We start from the raw sequence: 17,555 nt of genomic DNA on the forward strand, positions 1-17,555 counted from the left end.
GGCTGATTCCGCGTCTTATTGCGCAGCTTGGGCTGCGGGCTGGGCGGGCTGAGCGGGTGCGGCCGGGGCGGGCAGATCGGCCAGCTGGGTCAGCGCCGGCAGCTTGTCGCCCGCGATGATGTGCTGGATGCGCTGCTCGGCCTGGGCCAGGCTGCCGTCATAGACCGTGGTCTGGGCCACGGGCTCGGTGCGCGGCGTGCTGGCCAGGGCCTGGCCGTCCTTGTCGCGGATGTCGACCTTCACGTCCATGGACAGGCCCACACGCAGCGGGTGCTGCTTGAGCGCTTCGGGCTCCAGGCTGATGCGCACGGGAACGCGCTGCACCACCTTGATCCAGTTGCCCGTGGCGTTCTGCGCAGGCAGCAGCGCAAACGCCGCACCCGTGCCCGCGCCCAGGCCCACGACCTTGCCTTCGTACGTGGTCTTGTCGCCGTAGACATCGGCGGTCAGCTCCACCTTCTGGCCCATGCGCAGATCGGCCAGCTGGCTTTCCTTGAAGTTGGCGTCCACCCAGAGCTTGTGCAGATCGACCACTGTTAGCAGCGGCGAGCCGGCGGCCACGCGCTGGCCCAGTTGCACGCCGCGCTTGGCCACAAAGCCGTCCACGGGCGCGATCAGGCGTGTGCGCTGCAGGGCCAGATAGGCTTCGCGCACCTTGGCTGCGGCCGCCATGACGGCGGGGAAGTCCTCGGCCGTCGCTCCCTTGGTCTGGGCTTCGGCGGCTGTCAGCTGGGCCTTGGCCGCGCGCACAGCGGCTTCTGCGGCCGCCACGGCGTTGCTGGCGGCCGTGGCCAGGGCCTTGGCATGGTCAAACTCTTCCTTGCCCACGGCACCGGTGGCCGTAAGCGGGCGGCGGCGCGCCACATCGTCGTTGGCCTTGGCGGCATCGGCCTTGAGGCGCAGCAGATCGGCTTCGCGCTGGGCCACCTGGGCGGCCAGCGGGGCGTTGTTGGCGTACAGGGTGCGAGTCTGGCGCGCGGTCTGGGCCAGTTGCGACTCGGCCTGGGCCAGTTGCACCAGATAGTCGGCAGGGTCCAGTTGCACCAGCAATTGGCCGGCCCTGACATAGTCGGTATCGTCGGCGCCGATGCTGATCACGGTGCCGCCGACCTGGGGCGTGATCTGCACCACGTTGCCGGCCACATAGGCGTTGTCCGTGGTCTGGTAGTTGCGGGCCACCATCCAGTGCCAGCCGCCCCAGGCGATGGCGGCCACGGCGACGACGGCCGCCACGATGGTCAGGCCCTTGCGGCGGCCCGCAGGGTTGGCGCTGGGTGTGGCTGCCGCAGGAGCTTGGGGAGCGTTCTGAGTAGGCTTGGTGTCGGTCATGATGTTGGCGCTTTGTTATCTGTGAAGCGGTTTTGCGCTATTGAAAAAGAGGAGCTGCTAACGCTTGTAAATAAAGGAATTGAAGGTGTTTTCACCTTGAATTCGTTAGTAGGAAAGCGATAGAAGCTATTGATTTTGTTGAGTGCGGTGTTTATTGCAGAGCAACGGCCGAGGTGTCGTCGCTCCAGCCGCCGCCCAGGGCTGCGGCCAGGGCCACACGGGTGTCCAACTCGCGTGCCTGCAGGTCCACGGCCAGGCGACGCTGGTTGATGAGCTGGGTTTCGGTGTTGAGCACGGTGATCTGGCTGCCCAGGCCGGCCTGATAGCGCTGCACGGCAAAGTCATAGGCCCGCTCGGCCTTGGATAGCGACTCGGTTTGCAGCTGCTGCTGGCGCTGCAGCGATTGCACGGAGGCAATGGCGTCGCCCGCCTGTTTGACGGCATCGAGCACGGCGCCGTTGTACTGGGCGATGACAGTGTCTAGATCGGCCTGTTTGCCGCGCAGCTGGGCGCGCAGGCGCTTGCCGTCGAAGATAGGCAGGCGCAGCGCAGGCGTGATGCCCATCTGGCGCGAGCTGCCCTGCAGCAGATTGTCCAGGCCCAGCGCGTTCAGGCCCACGAAGGCCGTCAGGTTCACATCGGGGTAGAAGTCGGCCTTGGCGGATTCAATGCCTTGCGTGGCCGCTTCCACGCGCCAGCGCGCTGCCACCACATCGGGGCGGCGGCCCAGCAGATCCGCGCCCAGTGCCTGGGGCACGGGCTGGATGCGCAGCACCGACAGTCTGGGCGAGAGCGCATTTTGCGCATCGGGCGCCTGGGCGCAGAGCACGGCAATCGTGCGGCGCGCCAGCGTGATCTGCTCGCCGAGCATTTCGATCTGGGTTTGGGCATCGGGCATGCCGGCCTGGGCCTGGGTCAACTCCACCTGGCTGTCCAGGCCCGCTTTGGTGCGCTGCTCGCTCAGGTTCAGCAGTGACTGGCGCTGACCCAGCGTGCGCTGTGCCACTTCCTTTTGGGCAATCAGCCGGGCCAGGGCGATATAGCTGCGCGCCACCTGTGCGGCCAGCTGGTTGGCGGCGGCGGCGCTGTCGGCCTTGGCAGCACGCGCCTGGCCCAGTGCGGCCTGCAGATCTGCGGCATGCTTGCCGAAGAAATCGGGCGACCAGGACAGGCCGGCCTGTAAGTTGCCGCTGTTGTAGATATTGCCCGCAATGGGGGCGGGAATCATGCCGTTGGCCGTGTAGCGCTGGCGTGTGGCGTCGGCGCTCAGCGTGCCGCGCACATCGCTGGCCGTGCTGCTGGCCGTGGCCAGGGCTGCGGCTTTTTCAAAGCGGGCGTTGCTGGCGGCCAGACTGGGGCTGCCGGCCAGGGCCTGATCGATGAGCTGATTGAGCTGGGCATCGCCCAGACCTGTCCACCATTGGGAGGAGGCCAGCGCCGTGGCGTCCGCAGCGCTGAGGCTGGCGGAGTCGTTCAGGCCGACATCGGCCGAGCCCAGTCGTGCCAGCGGCTGGTGCGCCGGCCCTTGCGAGGCACAGCCTGCCAGCGCGAGCACGGCGGCCAGTGCTGCGGTTGCCAGCAGCGAACGGCCGGGGGCGCACTCGGTGGCGGGTTTGCGTGAAGGTCTAGAGGTCATGGAAAAGTGCCAGTGGTTTTTATTGAAATAGGGCGGTGAAAAAGCAGGCAGCAGGCCAGCCTAGTGTCTGGGGTCGCGGCCTGCCTCGTTCGTTTGGATGGGGGGCTTGCCCGGCTCCTGGGTCAGGGCCTCGCGCAGCGCATCGCCGTTGACCAGCATGCGCTGCAGCATGGACAGCATCAGCGTGCATTCGCTGTGGCTGAAGCCGCGCAGATGGCCGTTGAGCACCTTGGTCAGCACCTTGGGCACCTGGGTGGCGACGCTGCGCCCTTCCTCGGTGAGCACCAGATGCACCACGCGCCGGTCGGTGGTGGAGCGCTCGCGACGCAGCAGTCCCTTGGCCTCGATGCGGTCCAGCGCGCGCGTCACCGAAGCCGGGTCCATGCCCAGGTCCTTGGCCAGCGTGCTGCTATTGGTGTCGGAGCAGACCAGCAGCTTGTACAGCGGCAGCCACTGCACATAGGTCAGTCCTTGCTCGGCCAGCTGGGCGTCGGCCAGCTGCAGGATGGAGCTGAGTACACGCCGCATGAGAAAGCCAATGCTTTTGTCCGGCGCGTAGACCCCTGCCTGGTAGAAGAAGCTGGACTCGTCCTGCGGGTCGATGATGGGGTCGGTCTGGTTTTGCAATGGCTCCACCAATATTTGCTTGGTCAATGATTGAGCTGGCAATTATTGTGCAGCTGCAAAAAAATGTCAGCAAGGTTTTGAATGGAGCGGGACCTGACTGCGCAGTTCCTGCTTTGGTTGCTATGAAAACAAAAGCAGTTTGCGCATTGTTGGTATGCACCAGAGCCTTGTCGGACTCATAAAAAAAAGCCCGGCCATGAAGACCGGGCTTGCACAAGACTGCTGCAGGCTCAGAGCGGAACGCGCAGCACGACCACGATCACCAGGCCCAGGGCCAGATTGAAGGAGACCCATTTGCGGATGCTCTCCAGCGCCTTGCCGCCAGCGGGCCAGTCCTTGAGCTGCACGGCCGCATCCAGGCGCTTGAACAGTGCAAAGCGGATATGGCCGAACACGGCCATCATCACCAGGCCCAGAATGCTCATCACGATCCAGTTGACCGGCATGTTGAACTGGCCGCCGGCCTGGGCCGCCATGGCGTGAATGCTGCCAATCATGCCGATGCCGGTGGCCAGCACGACGACCACCAACACCATGACCCAGGCAAAAAAGCGCTGCAGCACGCCATGCATCAGCGTCACGCGCTCGGGCGGCTGCAGGCCCTGGACGGCAGGGCGCAGAAAGAAATGCGCGAAAAACATGCCGCCCACCCAGATGATGATGGCCAGAAGGTGCAGAAGTTTGAACAGAATGAAAAGCATGGCTTGTGGGGCTTGATTGGGGAGATATCGCAAGCCTAACGGAGATCGTCCTACGGGTGGAACACACAGGCCGAAATAGCAGGGCTTTCGCTTTGCCCAGGCCTGATTAGACTTGGCTGCAAGCAACAGCAGCCAGCAATGGCGCAGGAGTCCTTATGTCAGAACAAGCCACCGTCGTCGCCTTCAAGCAGTCTTCCGGGCGGGTCGCCCTGCGCACCGGCAACGGCCGCTTTGTGCTGGCCGAGCAGACCGATTCCAGCGCGCTGCGCGAAGGACTGAGTCTGAACGGCAATATGAGCGAGTTCGGCCCCGAGGTCTGGAGTGACGACAGCGGACAGAACCAGTACGAAGTCTTTGTGCTGGGCTGGGATCTGTCGCAGGAAGGGGTCGAGCTCGAGATGTGAGTGCTCCTGAAAAAAGAGCTGCCAGCGCTTGATTGACAGGCGCTGGCAGCTCTTTTTTTTGGACTTTCCTGCAGCCGGGGCTTTCACCCCGGCGCGCCCTGTTACTTCTTCAGGTCGAAGCGGTCCAGTTCCATGACCTTGACCCAGGCAGCGACGAAGTCCTGGTAGAACTTCTGCTCGTTGCCCTTCTCTGCATAGACCTCGGCCACTGCGCGCAGAACGGCGTTGGAGCCGAAGATCAGGTCCACGCGGGTGCCGGTCCACTTCTTGGCGCCGCTCTTGCGGTCCACGCCTTCGTAGTTGCCATCCTCCAGGGGCTGCCACTGTGTGCCCATGTCCAGCAGGTTGACGAAGAAGTCGTTCGTCAGCTTGCCCGGAGTCTGGGTCAGCACGCCGTGGTTGCCGGCGGTGTTGATGTTGATGGCACGCAGGCCGCCGATCAGCACGGTCATCTCGGGGGCCGTGAGCGTCAGCAACTGGGCCTTGTCGATCAGCAGGGCTTCGGCGGGTGCCGGGAAACGTCCTTGCAGGTGGTTTCGGAATCCGTCGGCCTTGGGCTCCAGCGGCGCGAAGGATTCGGCATCGGTCTGCTCGTCGCTGGCGTCGCCGCGGCCGGGAGTGAAGGGCACGTTGATCTTCACTCCAGCGTCTGCGGCCGCTTTTTCAACGCCTGCGCCGCCGGCCAGCACGATCAGATCGGCCAGCGAGATGCGCTTGTCGCCGTCGGCAGCCTTGTTGAACTCGCGCTGGATTTCCTCGAGCTTGCCCAGTACCTTGGCCAGTTGCGCAGGGTTGTTGGCTGCCCAGTCCTTTTGCGGAGCCAGGCGGATGCGGGAGCCGTTGGCACCGCCGCGCTTGTCCGAGCCGCGGAAGGTGGAGGCCGAGGCCCAGGCCGTGGCCACCAGCTCCTGCACCGACAGGCCCGATGCCAGCAGCCTGGCCTTGAGGGCGGCCACATCGGCGTCGTTGACCAGTTCATGCTTGACGGCGGGAATGGGGTCTTGCCAGATCAGCTCTTCCCGGGGCACTTCGGGGCCAAGATAGCGTGCACGCGGGCCCATGTCGCGGTGGGTCAGCTTGAACCAGGCGCGGGCAAAGGCTTCGGCGAAAGCCTGTGGGTTTTCGAGGAAGCGGCGCGAGATCTTCTCGTAGGCCGGGTCCATGCGCAGCGACAGGTCGGTGGTCAGCATGGTGGGCTTTTTGTGGGGGCCGCCATGTGCGTCGGGGATGACATCGCCCGCGTCCTTGGCCACCCACTGAATGGCACCGGCAGGGCTTTTTTCCTGCACCCACTCGTACTTGAACAGGTTCTCGAAGAAGAAGTTGCTCCACTGTGCAGGAGTCTGGGTCCAGGTCACTTCCAGGCCCGAGGTGATGGCGTCTCCTGCCTTGCCGGACTTGAAGCTGCTGGCCCAGCCCAGGCCCTGGGCTTCCAGGCCGGCGGCTTCGGGCTCGGCGCCCACATGGCTGGCGGGGCCCGCACCATGGGTCTTGCCAAAGGTGTGGCCGCCGGCGATCAGCGCCACGGTTTCCTCGTCATCCATGGCCATGCGGGCAAAGGTGTCGCGGATGTCGTGCGCGGCCGAGAGGGGGTCGCCATTGCCGTCCGGGCCTTCGGGGTTGACATAGATCAGACCCATCTGCACGGCAGCCAGCGGGTTCTCGAGGTCGCGCTCGCCGCTGTAGCGGCTGTGCGGGTTCTGGGTGGGTGCCAGCCATTCCTTCTCTGCACCCCAGTACACATCCTGATCGGGCTCCCAGGTGTCCACGCGACCGCCGCCGAAGCCGAAGGTGCGAAAGCCCATGGTTTCCAGTGCGACGTTGCCGCACAGCATCATCAGGTCGCCCCAGGAAATCTGGTTGCCGTACTTTTGCTTGATCGGCCACAGCAGGCGGCGCGACTTGTCGATGTTGACGTTGTCAGGCCAGCTGTTGAGCGGGGCAAAGCGCTGCTGGGCGCGGCCCGCGCCGCCGCGACCGTCCTGAATGCGGTAGGTGCCGGCTGCGTGCCAGGCCATGCGGATGAACTGGGGGCCGTAGTGGCCGAAGTCGGCAGGCCACCATTCCTGCGAGTCGGTCATCAGGGCGCGCAGGTCGCGCTTGACGGCTTCATAGTCCAGCTTCTGGAAAGCCTGGGCGTAGTTGAAGTCTTCACCCAAGGGGTTGCTTTTGGCGGAGTGCTGGCTCAGCAAATCCACGCGCAGCTGATTGGGCCACCAGTCCTTGTTGCTGGTGGCGTTGCCTGCGGCGGCGGTTTCGCTGTTCTGTCCTTGGTGGAAGGGGCACTTGGATTCAGTAGTCATGGGGCTCTCCGTTTCAACGATCCGACAGGTCGGTAGGTCCAGGAAACAGATATCAATCAATGATTGATATCAATCAATACAACTCAATAGCTATTTGCGATTGGTTGAGATGAATTATCGGCGTGCGGCTGGCCTGAAGGGCGTGTTGTGCTATTGAAATTACTAAGCAGCGCCATAGGAAGAAATATGGGTCGAGCCTTGAGCCGACGGAAAGTCGGGTTCAGATACTTCGCAAAGTGGCTGAGACTGTGACTTTTTAAGCGTATGCGAGCCTGCCTGTTTGCACAAGCATGAGCCATCAAATCAGGTCGTTGACCTACCCGGCCTCAGCTGTGGCAGCGGCTCAGCCCGCTACCAGCTTGTGCACCAGATCGGCTGCGGTGGAGGCGCCGTATTTGCGCATCAGCCGGGCGCGGTAGATTTCTACGGTGCGATGACTGATGGCCAGTGCCTTGCCGATTTCCTTGCTGGTCATGCCTTCGAGAAGACGTGCCGCCACTTCGCGTTCGCGGCCCGTAAGCTCGGCCTTGACGGGGCGGTGGGCCGAGAGGTCCTCGAAGCTCCAGATGCCCGAGGCATGGGGGTCGTTGCGATCCAGCGTGCGGCCGCTGACATGGCACCAGAACACCTCGCCATTGGCGCGCTTCATGATGCGGTTGTCGGAATAGATGCCTGTGGTGTTCAGGATGGGAGCGATGCGCGCGCCCAGTCGCTCGTATTCGTCAACGCTGGGGTATAGCACCTGAAAGGTCTGTCCTATGAGTACTTCGCGCGAGGCATGGAACATTTCACACAATTGCCGATTACAGTCAATCATGATGCGGTTGCGCGAGATGACGAGACCTACAGGGGCGGCGTCGAACGCCAGCCGGTAATCCACAACCATGGTACTGCTCTTTACGAAAAACTACTTACTCAAGTACGTAGTATCGTAGCGCATCCAATTTCAAGGAGACATGTGTGAAAAAGCTCTACCCATCCGCAGAAGCGGCGCTGCAGGGCGTGGTGGCCGACGGACAATTGATGGCCGTTGGCGGCTTCGGCCTGTGCGGCATCCCCGAGGCCTTGATCGATGCGGTTTGCGCCAGCGGCGTCAAGAACCTCACGGTGGCATCCAACAACGCCGGCGTGGACGGCTTTGGTCTGGGCAAGCTGCTGGACACCCGCCAGGTCAAGAAGATGATCTCCAGCTACGTGGGCGAGAACAAGGAGTTCGAGCGCCAGTACCTGGCCGGTGAGCTGGAGCTGGAATTCACGCCCCAGGGTACGCTGGCCGAGAAGATGCGCGCTGGCGGTGCGGGCATTCCCGCTTTCTTCACCAAGACCGGTGTGGGCACGCTGGTGGCCGAAGGCAAGGAGCTGCGCGAGTTCGATGGCGAGACCTATGTGATGGAGCACGCCATCGTGGCCGATGTGTCCCTGGTCAAGGCATGGCGCGCGGACAAGAGCGGCAATCTGCAGTTCCGCCTGACGGCGCGCAACTTCAACCCTGCGGCAGCCACCTGCGGCAAGGTCTGCGTGGTTGAGGTCGAGGAACTGGTGGAAGTGGGCGAGATCGCCCCCGACGACATCCATCTGCCCGGCATCTATGTGCACCGCATCGTGCACAACGCCAACCCCGAAAAGCGCATCGAAAAGCGCACCGTGCGCGAAGCCTGAAACATGGTGGATGCGTCCTATTCGTCCTATTCGCCCGAGGCTGCCGCCCAGGCCGACGTACCGGTCTTTCGTGTGCTGGCTGCGCAGGAGCTGGAGCAACTGGAGCGCGAACGCTTGCTGGTGTGCCAGGTCGCGGCCCGTGAACTGGGGCTGAGCGACTGGAGCATGGACCGCTCGGGCCTGGCGCAGTTGCAGCAGTTGCTCGATCGCGGCCTGGTATCGGCCGACAACCTTTTGCTGGCCCGAGGACTGGGCGTGGTGCTGGGGGACGCGCTGAGCTGCGAAATGGACGATATGGACTGGCAGATGGTGAGCGACGAGTGGGGAACCGACCCCGTTGTGCGCTACCGCGAAACCAGCATCCAGGTGGGGGCTCGCGACATGGTCCTCAAACGGCTCGAAGACGGCCAGAGCGTCGATCTGCTGCACTTGCTCGATGGTGTGATTGCGCACCTGCAGCCCATGATCGACTCCGGCGATTACCAATAACGTCAATCAAGATTTATTCAGGAGGCTCTTATGCCCTGGACCCAAGACCAGATGGCCGCGCGCGCGGCCAAAGAACTCGAAGACGGTTTCTACGTCAACCTCGGTATCGGCATTCCCACGCTGGTGGCCAACCACACGGGCGACAAGGAAGTGTGGCTGCAGTCCGAGAACGGCATGCTGGGCATCGGCCCCTTCCCGACCGAAGACCAGGTCGACGCCGACCTGATCAACGCCGGCAAGCAGACCGTGACCACGCTTCCCGGCTCGGCCATTTTTGGCTCCGACCAGTCGTTTGCCATGATTCGCGGCGGCAAGATCAATCTGTCCATTCTGGGCGCCATGCAGGTGTCCGAAAAAGGCGATCTGGCCAACTGGATGATTCCCGGCAAGATGGTCAAGGGCATGGGCGGGGCCATGGACCTGGTGGCCGGCGTCAAGCGCGTCATCGTGCTCATGGAACATGTGGCCAAGAAAAAGGACGGCACGACCGACCTGAAGATTCTGCCCAGTTGCACCCTGCCGCTGACGGGTCTCGGTGTGGTGGATCGCATCATCACCGATCTGGGCGTGATGGACGTGACGCCCGAAGGCCTGAAGCTGGTGGAGCTGGCCGATGGCGTGAGCTTTGACGAGATCCAGTCCAAGACGGGTGTGACGCTGCTGAAATAAGCGGCGCTGCGCTCCCAGGCAAGAACCGCTGCGGCGGTTCTTTTTTTATGCCTTTTCTGCGGAATCAGCAGAATTAATAGCTGCCGGGGTCGATAGGGCAAGCGATGTAAGCTGTTTTTGCTTTAATTGTGACCCACGAATTATTGCAATCTGCAACAATCGAGTTTGATTGAGCAGACAGAAACAGAGCGCTTTGATGAGTGAGAACGCTGGTGCGCAAGGGCACGAGACCGATGTACATTTTTTGCGCGCAGTCACCGATATGGCCGAGCATACGGAGGTCATGACAGGCGATGCAATCTATACCGATAAGGGCATGAAGCTGGTGGACAAAGGCACACGTGTTGACAGTCGTCTCTATGACCGTCTGGTCATGCACAAGCTGCGTGACCCGATCGATGCCAACCTGGTCACGGGCGATCTGGTCGACGTGGCATCCCTGGTCGCTTTGGCGCGCCAGCAATGCGAGCAGGTCGATCTGCTGCATCGCATGGTGGCGTCCATCGGCGATGTCGAGCGTCTGCTGGCACCGCTCAAGAGCTTGCTGCTGCCCCAGGCCATTGCCTTCAAGCTCACCGTCATGCGTGAGCAGCGCACCGATCTCTACCAGCACAGCCTGCAGATGACTCTGGTGGCGATCTTTCTGGCGCTCAAGAACGGTTGGACCGAGCGCGAGTGCGTGCCGCTGGCCACGGCCGCACTGCTGCACGATGTGGGCATGCTCTATATGGACCCGGTCTGGACCGACCCGGACCATCGCTTGAGCGGCGAGGAGCGCAAACATCTGGTCGCGCATTCCGTCACCGCCATGCTGGTGGTGCGCAGTACCGAACTGTATTCGCGCGCCGTGGAAATCGCCGTGCTCGAGCATCATGAGCGCATGGATGGCTCCGGCTATCCGCGCGGCATCAAGGGCAACGCCATTTCGCCCATGGGGCAGGTGCTGCTGCTGGCCGAGGTGGTCTCGGCCTTCTTCGAAAAATTCACGGATATGCCGGGCCAGCGCCTGTCGCTCATGCTGCGCATGAACCACAAGAGCTATCCGGCTGATCTGGTGCATCTGATCTTGCCGCTGCTCTACGACGAAATCAGTCCCGGCAAGCCGCTGGCGCCGTTGCAAGCCGAGTTCTCGCACAGCATCGCGGCGCTGGAGGCCGCGCTGCGCAAATGGAGCGAGCTCAGGCGCGAGTTTCCCGAGCATTGGCAGCAAATGCCCGATGCACAGGCGGCGGTGCTCGTGGAGACCAGTCTTGCACAACTGCAGAAACAGCTGGCCGAAGCGGGCTCCCACCCCAGTCAGCAGCTGGATGTGCTGAGCTACCTCAAGGATGACGCCCTGGGCATGAGCGAGCTGGCCTTGGTCAACCGCGAAGCCCTGTGGCAGCTGCAGGCGATCATGAACGACTGTCAGCGCCGCTGGCCCACGCTGGGGGAGGGCGGCTCCACGCTGGAAGTCGCCGTGGCCGAATGGTGCGAGGCCTGTGCCCAGTTGATGCCACAGGCCGGCCGAAGCTCGGCCATGAATGCCGACAGGCAGTCGTTGAATTGACTGCATTGACAACGAGCTTCGCCCGGGACGGCTGTCCTCAAGCTTGATAGCCGCAGGCGCTTGGTTGACGGGCGCTACATAGGTATTTCTTCAAGATTTTGTGCATCACGTCGCAGTGCGGCGTGCTTTGCAGCGTCTGCTGGCGGCATTCTGAAAAAGTATTTTTGATAGCGCGTGATGTCCAATCAACAGGGGCCAGCCGCATCTGCTACCAGCCTTAGGGCTTTGTTTTGCGCAGAAATTCGGATAACTGTATATTTGTACAGTATCAAAGAGTTTTCGCATGCGCACCCAGCCCTTGACATCCTTGCCCCGTCCTGGCTCACAGCTAGGCATGACGGCGCCCGTCCGGCAGCAGGCTGGCGCAGATCAGGGCGTGCGGCCGGTTCTGCACGCTACGGGCAGCCCGCATGTGTCCGCCATACAGATTCCCGGAGTCTGGCGCGGCACCGACTGGCAACTGGGTGCCTGCCGGAATGTGTGGCCCAGTGGCCATGCGGCGCTGGACTGCGAGCTGCCCGGTGGCGGCTGGCCCGGCAACGCCTTGATTCAGCTGCAGCAACCCGCGCACTGTCATGCGGAGTGGGCCTTGCTGCTGCCCGCGCTGGCTGCAGGAGTGCGGCAGCATGCGGCTTCGCGCGGGGATGCGCGGATGGGGCAACTGGTGCTGGTGGCTCCGCCCTATCTGCCCTTTGCCCCGGCCTTGCAGGCCGCTGGCATTGACGCAAAGCGGCTGTGCGCGGTGCAGCCGGGGCGCAGTGCCCAGGATCTGGCCTGGGCCTGCGAGCAGGCGCTGCATTGCCGGGATGTGCTGGCGGTGCTGGCCTGGTTGCCCGAGCTTCCCGCATCCACGCTGCGCCGCTTGCAGCTGGCTGCCGCTTCGCAGGGCCGACCTCTGTGGCTATGGCAGGAGTCGCAGGCCGAGCCGCACAGCTCTCCCGCAGCATTGCGGTTGAGACTGGAGAGAGTTACGGCAGACTCCGCTGCCCAGCAGGCGCCGGGTTTGCAGATACAGATACTGAAGCGCCGTGGGCCTTTGCTGGAGCGCCCCATACCGCTCCCGCTTTCACAGTGGGCCTGGCAGCCCGTTTTGCAGGCACAGGCACAAAGACATGCGCGCCAGAGCGAGGAGGCTGCCATGCTCATGCAAGGGCGCATGACAGCCGCCGCTCCTGCCACGGCCTCGCCTTGGATGACGGAGGCATGAGATGGGCAGCGCAGAGCACTGGATAGCCTGGCCTCTGGCCTGCCTGAGCGAGTCAAGCCCGGTGCCCGAGAGTGCCTGCTGGTGGGCGCTGGAGTTTTCGCCGCGTGTGGCCTTGCTCGAAGACGCCTTGCTCATGGAGACCAGCATGGTGCAGCGCCTTTGGGGCGGGACCGAGGTCTTGCTGGCGCGGCTGGACAGTGCTTTTGCCCAGGCCTGTCAGGCCGCTGTGCCCGGCCTGCCGGAGTCCGGGGGCGGCGATGCGGCATTGCAGCCGCTGCGCGGACAGGGCAGCACGGCCTGGCAGGCTTTGGCACGGCTGCGGCTGCAGCAGGGTCGGCCTTGCGGCTCCATCCCTGTTTCCTTGTCCATGCCTGAGCCATCGCTGCATGCCGATGCGCTTCCGCTATGGACGCTGAGCGCCCTGGAGCAGCACAGCGCCGTGCTGCTGCGCCTGGGCTGCCGGTGCTGGGGCGATGTGCGCGCACTGCCGCGCGCGGGGCTGTCGCGCCGTATTGGAGCCAAGGCCTTGCGTGCGCTCGACGAGGCCTATGGCCTGCTGCCCCAGCCGCTTGACTGGCTGCAACCGCCTCAGCAGTTCGAGTTGCGCCACGACCTAGGTTATCCGGCCCACCATGCCGATGCCGTGCTCCATGCCGCGCAGCCGCTGTTGCGCGCGTTGCAGTCCTGGCTACAGGCCCGTCACCATGCGGTGCTGGCGCTGCAATTGCGCTGGCACCATGATCTGCGCCGTATCGACGGCCAGGAGCTGCCGGCCTGGGAAGCGCTTGTCATCCGCACGGCCCAGCCCACGCAGGGCATGGCACATTTGCAGCGTCTGCTGCGTGAGCACCTGGGCCAGCAGCGGTGGCGCGCACCCGTGGACATGCTGGAGTTGCAGGCGCTGGAGACGGTTGCCTGGGCGGCCGAGCCGCTGAGCTGCCTGCCTGCTGCCCAGGGCCAGAGCCCGTCGGACAGTCTGGCCTGGCATGAATGGGTGGAGCGCCTGAGCGCCCGCTGGGGCGAGGAGGCCGTGCAGATGGTGCAGCCGCTGGCCGACCACCGCCCCGAGCGCATGCAGCGCTGGCAAGCTGCTGCGACTTTGCTGCAGAGCAAGAATCCGGCTGCTGCAAGAGACGCTACCCAGGCTGGAGCAGGAGCGCAGCTCAGGCAGCAAGGCACGCATCGCGGCCGTCAGCCCGACTGTGCCGACCCCTGGCAAGCCCTGTGGCCGCCCTGGCTGCTGCCCCAGCCCCAGGCCTTGTCCGTGCAGGGCAATCGTCCCCAATGGCATGGGCCGCTGCAGCTCAAGGCTGGCCCCTACAGGCTGGAGTCCGGCTGGTGGGATGCGTCTGCCAATGCCCAGGCCGGCGCGCCGACCGGCCTCGCCGAGCGTGACTATTTCGTGGCCTATAACGCCGTGGTCGGACATGTCTGGATTTACCGCGAGCGCGTCCGTAGCGAACACCTGATGGGCATGACAGCCAGCCCTGCCAGCTGGTTTGCGCAAGGCATGTATGGCTGAGCAGATCATGGCCGAGCCGCCCGCTCCCGCTCTGCGCCTCGCAGGGCCGCCGCCTGCCGTCATACCTGCCAGTCCCGTGGCTCAGGGCATGGCCAGAGGGCCGCTGGCCTATGCCGAGCTGCACTGTCTCTCGCATTTCAGTTTCCTGCGCGGTGCTTCATCGCCTGCCGAGCTGGTGCACCGGGCCAAAAGCCTGGGCTATGCGGCGCTGGCGCTGACCGACGAATGCTCGGTAGCCGGTGCCGTGCGCGCCTTTGAAGCGGCGCGGGACTGCGGCCTGCATCTGATTCATGGCAGCGAATTCGCCTGGGGCCCGCTCAGGATCGTGGTGCTGGTGCGTGATCTGCAGGGTTGGGGCAATCTCTGTGAATTCATCACCGCTGCACGCAGCCGGGCTGACAAAGGGGACTATCTGGTCGATGAATCCAGCCCCTGGAAGCTGCTGAATCAAGGCTGCGAGTGCCTGCTGCTGCCGCAGCGCGGCAAGCTGGATGCATCGGATCTGATAGCTGTAATCGATTGTCTGAAAAGCGTTTCAGGCTATCTTGATGCTGAAAACCTTTGGCTGGGTGTGGGGCTGCATCTGGCGCCCGACGACAGCCTGTGGCTGCAGACTCTGCAGCAGGCGGGCGCGGCACTGGGGCTGCGCTTGCTGGCCTGCGGGGATGTCCATATGCATGCGCGCTCACGCAAGCCGCTGCAGGATGTGGTCACGGCGATCCGCATGGGGCGCACCGTGGCCGAATGCGGCTTTGCGCTGCAGCCCAATGCCGAGCGGCATCTGCGTTCGCGTCTGCGGCTGGCTTCGCTCTATCCCAGGGCCATGCTGGAGGCGACGCTGGAGCTGGCCGGGCGTTGCAGCTTCAGCCTTGCCGAGATTCGCTACCACTATCCGAAGGAGAGCGTGCTGCCCGGCATGACGGCCACGCAGACCCTGGCCTGGCTGACCTGGGAGGGCGCGGCGGGGCGCTATCCCCAGGGCATTCCCGAGAAAGTGCGCGATCAGCTGCACAAAGAGCTGGCGCTGATCGAGAACAAGAAGTACGAGATGTACTTTCTCACCGTGCATGACATCGTGCGCTATGCGCGCAGCGTCGGCATTCTCTGCCAGGGGCGCGGCTCGGCGGCCAATTCTGCGGTCTGCTACTGCCTGGGCATCACCGCGGTAAACCCGCATGGTGGCAATCTGCTGTTCGAGCGCTTTATCAGCAAGGAGCGCGGCGAGCCGCCTGATATCGATGTGGACTTCGAGCATACGCGGCGCGAAGAGGTCATTCAGTACATCTACGACAAATATGGGCGCGATCGCGCCGCGCTCACGGCCGTGGTCAGCTGCTGGCGCAGCCGCAGCGCGCTGCGCGATGTGGGCAAGGCACTGGGCTTGCCGGCCGATCTGATCGATGCCCTGGCCAAGGGGCAGTACTGGTTCAGCGAGCATGCCCAGGCGCATGCCGAGGCTGTCGAGGTGGCCGATTCGGCAGAGGAGGACCAGGCGCCCGAAGCTTTGCCCGAAGACTGGGTGCAGCGCAAGCTCCAGGAGGCCGAGGTGCTGGCACGCGAAATGAGTTGCGCAGTGGGCGCGCATCGGCTGCGCCTGTGGATAGAGCTGGCCTGGCAGCTCAAGGACAGCCCGCGCCACCTCAGCCAGCATGTGGGCGGTTTTGTGCTGACCGAGGGCAAGCTCACGCGTCTGGTGCCCGTGGAGCCTGCCACGATGGCCAGGCGCTCCGTTATCCAGTGGGACAAGGACGATCTCGATGTCGTGGGCCTGCTCAAGGTCGATGTGCTGGCCCTGGGCATGCTCACCATGCTGCGCAATGCTCTGAACGAGCGCGCCCGCTGGCGCGGCGAGCCATGGGAGCTGCACCAGATTCCGCAGGAGGATGCCGCGACCTACGAGATGATTTGCCAGGCCGATACCGTGGGCACTTTCCAGATCGAAAGCCGCGCCCAGATGAGCATGTTGCCGCGCCTGCAGCCGCGCACTTTTTATGATCTGGTGGTCGAGGTTGCCATCGTGCGCCCCGGCCCGATTCAGGGCGGCATGGTCCATCCCTATCTGCTGGCACGCGAGCGTGCGCGCCGCAAGCTGCCGCTCAAGCTGGAAAAGCCGGAGCTCGAAAATGCGCTCAAGCGCACTTTGGGCGTGCCTATTTTCCAGGAGCAGGTGATGCAGATCGCTATCGATGCTGCCAAGTTTTCGGCCGGCAAGGCTGATGAGCTGCGCCGTTCCATGGCGGCCTGGAAGCGCAAGGGCGGCGTACACAAGTTCGAGCGCCCGTTGATCGACGGTATGGTGGCGCGTGGCTACAAGCTGAAATTCGCTCAGGCCATCTTTGCGCAGATGCTGGGTTTTGGCGAATATGGCTTCCCCGAAAGCCATGCCTACAGCTTTGCACTGCTGGCCTATGCCAGCGCCTGGCTCAAGCGCCATGAGCCGGCCATCTTTCTGCAGGCTCTGCTCAATGCCCAGCCCATGGGCTTTTATTCGCCGTCCCAGCTGGTGCAGGATGCGCGCCGCCATGGCGTGCGTGTGCTGCCGGTCGATGTCTGCCATAGCCACTGGCATTGCACGCTGGAAGCCCCTTTGCAAGCCATGCGCGGCGTGGCCCAGCCCCAGCCGGCTGTGCGCCTGGGGCTAAACCGGGTTGCCAGGCTGGGCAAGGCCGCAGCGCTGCGAATCGAAGGTGAAGCTGCGCAGGCTGCGTGGAAGGACGTGAGCGATCTGGCGATCAGGGCCCGGCTGGACAAGGCGGACATGGAAGCCCTGGCCGCGGCGGATGCGCTGCGCAGTCTGGCCGGTCACCGCCGCCAGCAGATGTGGGATGCTGCTGCGCAGGTCGGCCTGCCGCCCATTTTTGCGCAGGCCGCCATTCATGAGCCCAGGCTTGAGCTACCCCAGGCTGCCGAGGGCGAGGAAATCATGTTCGACTATGCCGCCACCGGGCTGAGCCTGCGCCGCCACCCGCTGGCCTTGCTGCGTCCCAGGCTGGCGCGCCATGGGCTGAAAACCGCAGCCGAGCTGCGTCAGATGCTGCCAGGCCAGAAGGTGCGCGCCTGCGGCATCGTCACCGTGCGCCAGCGCCCGCCTACCGCCAACGGCACGCTGTTCATCACGCTGGAAGACGAAACCGGCGTCATCAACCTGGTGGTCTGGAGCCAGACCTTTGCCCGTTGGCGCTCTGCTTTGCTGGCCTCGCGCCTGCTGGCCGTGGAGGGCATCTGGCAGCGCAGCACGGCCCCGCAACTGGAGGCGTCGGAATCAGCAGGGGATATGCCTGTGGCACGGACAGGGGATGAACCTGCGGTTCGCCATCTGGTTGTGATGAAGGCCAGGAATGTGACCCGCTGGCTGGGGCGGTTTGCCGAGGTCGGACTGAACAGCCGGGATTTCCATTGAGCGCAAAGGGGGCTGAGCCGGTCACATTGGAGAGTCGGAGCCACAGAAAACGCAATCTCA

14 protein-coding genes are annotated in these 17,555 nt (G+C 64.0%); 8 read left to right on the forward strand and 6 right to left on the reverse strand.

Annotated features, from left to right (window positions below; translation table 11 throughout):
- Positions 1–15: 15 nt before the first annotated feature.
- The 4 genes from P353_RS25650 to P353_RS25665 form a co-directional block, all read right to left on the reverse strand.
- Positions 16–1,329: an HlyD family efflux transporter periplasmic adaptor subunit gene (locus P353_RS25650; RefSeq protein ID WP_034375890.1), complete on the reverse strand. Its 1,314-nt coding sequence runs from the start codon at positions 1,327–1,329 to the stop codon at positions 16–18.
- A 151-nt stretch (positions 1,330–1,480) separates the two neighbouring features.
- The gene (locus tag P353_RS25655) at positions 1,481–2,965 is read right to left on the reverse strand and encodes an efflux transporter outer membrane subunit (RefSeq protein WP_034375892.1); all 1,485 of its coding nucleotides are present in this window, start codon (positions 2,963–2,965) and stop codon (positions 1,481–1,483) included.
- 60 nt (positions 2,966–3,025) lie between these two features.
- Complete coding sequence (locus P353_RS25660; protein WP_052085025.1) at positions 3,026–3,592, reverse strand: MarR family winged helix-turn-helix transcriptional regulator; 567 nt, start codon at positions 3,590–3,592, stop codon at positions 3,026–3,028.
- 230 nt (positions 3,593–3,822) lie between these two features.
- The gene (locus P353_RS25665; protein WP_034375895.1) at positions 3,823–4,293 is read right to left on the reverse strand and encodes a CopD family protein; all 471 of its coding nucleotides are present in this window, start codon (positions 4,291–4,293) and stop codon (positions 3,823–3,825) included.
- A gap of 155 nt (positions 4,294–4,448) precedes the next feature.
- Between P353_RS25665 and P353_RS25670 the strand changes: the two genes are divergently transcribed.
- On the forward strand, positions 4,449–4,697 hold the full coding sequence (locus P353_RS25670; RefSeq protein ID WP_034375897.1) for a hypothetical protein: 249 nt from the start codon (positions 4,449–4,451) through the stop codon (positions 4,695–4,697).
- A 101-nt stretch (positions 4,698–4,798) separates the two neighbouring features.
- Here P353_RS25670 and katG read toward each other — a convergent pair whose 3' ends face one another.
- Together katG and P353_RS25680 are read right to left on the reverse strand one after the other, a co-directional pair.
- Entirely contained in the window at positions 4,799–7,000 is a 2,202-nt protein-coding gene (gene katG, locus P353_RS25675; protein ID WP_034375899.1) for a catalase/peroxidase HPI, read from the reverse strand.
- A gap of 343 nt (positions 7,001–7,343) precedes the next feature.
- A complete protein-coding gene (locus tag P353_RS25680) occupies positions 7,344–7,886 on the reverse strand; it encodes a PAS and helix-turn-helix domain-containing protein (RefSeq protein ID WP_003055436.1) in 543 nt (180 codons plus the stop codon).
- Positions 7,887–7,960: 74 nt separating this feature from the next.
- Between P353_RS25680 and P353_RS25685 the strand changes: the two genes are divergently transcribed.
- The 7 genes from P353_RS25685 to dnaE all read left to right on the forward strand — a co-directional run bounded on the left by P353_RS25685 (position 7,961) and on the right by dnaE (position 17,495).
- A complete protein-coding gene (locus P353_RS25685; protein ID WP_034375901.1) occupies positions 7,961–8,659 on the forward strand; it encodes a CoA transferase subunit A in 699 nt (232 codons plus the stop codon).
- A gap of 3 nt (positions 8,660–8,662) precedes the next feature.
- The gene (locus tag P353_RS25690; protein WP_034375903.1) at positions 8,663–9,148 is read left to right on the forward strand and encodes a DUF3806 domain-containing protein; all 486 of its coding nucleotides are present in this window, start codon (positions 8,663–8,665) and stop codon (positions 9,146–9,148) included.
- Positions 9,149–9,178: 30 nt separating this feature from the next.
- Positions 9,179–9,817 carry a 3-oxoacid CoA-transferase subunit B gene (locus P353_RS25695; protein WP_034375906.1) on the forward strand — a complete coding sequence of 213 codons (639 nt, stop codon included), beginning with the start codon at positions 9,179–9,181 and terminating at the stop codon, positions 9,815–9,817.
- A 196-nt stretch (positions 9,818–10,013) separates the two neighbouring features.
- Positions 10,014–11,366, forward strand: a complete 1,353-nt coding sequence (locus P353_RS25700) for an HD-GYP domain-containing protein (protein WP_034375908.1) — start codon at positions 10,014–10,016, stop codon at positions 11,364–11,366.
- 283 nt (positions 11,367–11,649) lie between these two features.
- Entirely contained in the window at positions 11,650–12,573 is a 924-nt protein-coding gene (gene imuA / locus P353_RS25705) for a translesion DNA synthesis-associated protein ImuA (protein ID WP_080750688.1), read from the forward strand.
- Position 12,574: 1 nt separating this feature from the next.
- Entirely contained in the window at positions 12,575–14,095 is a 1,521-nt protein-coding gene (locus tag P353_RS25710; RefSeq protein WP_034375913.1) for a Y-family DNA polymerase, read from the forward strand.
- On the forward strand, positions 14,088–17,495 hold the full coding sequence (gene dnaE / locus P353_RS25715; RefSeq protein WP_034375917.1) for a DNA polymerase III subunit alpha: 3,408 nt from the start codon (positions 14,088–14,090) through the stop codon (positions 17,493–17,495). The genes P353_RS25710 and dnaE overlap by 8 nt, the downstream gene beginning before the upstream one ends.
- The last annotated feature ends 60 nt before the right edge of the window (positions 17,496–17,555 follow it).

The sequence above is a fragment of the Comamonas testosteroni genome (genome assembly GCF_000761245.1).
Taxonomy (GTDB): domain Bacteria; phylum Pseudomonadota; class Gammaproteobacteria; order Burkholderiales; family Burkholderiaceae_C; genus Comamonas; species Comamonas testosteroni_C.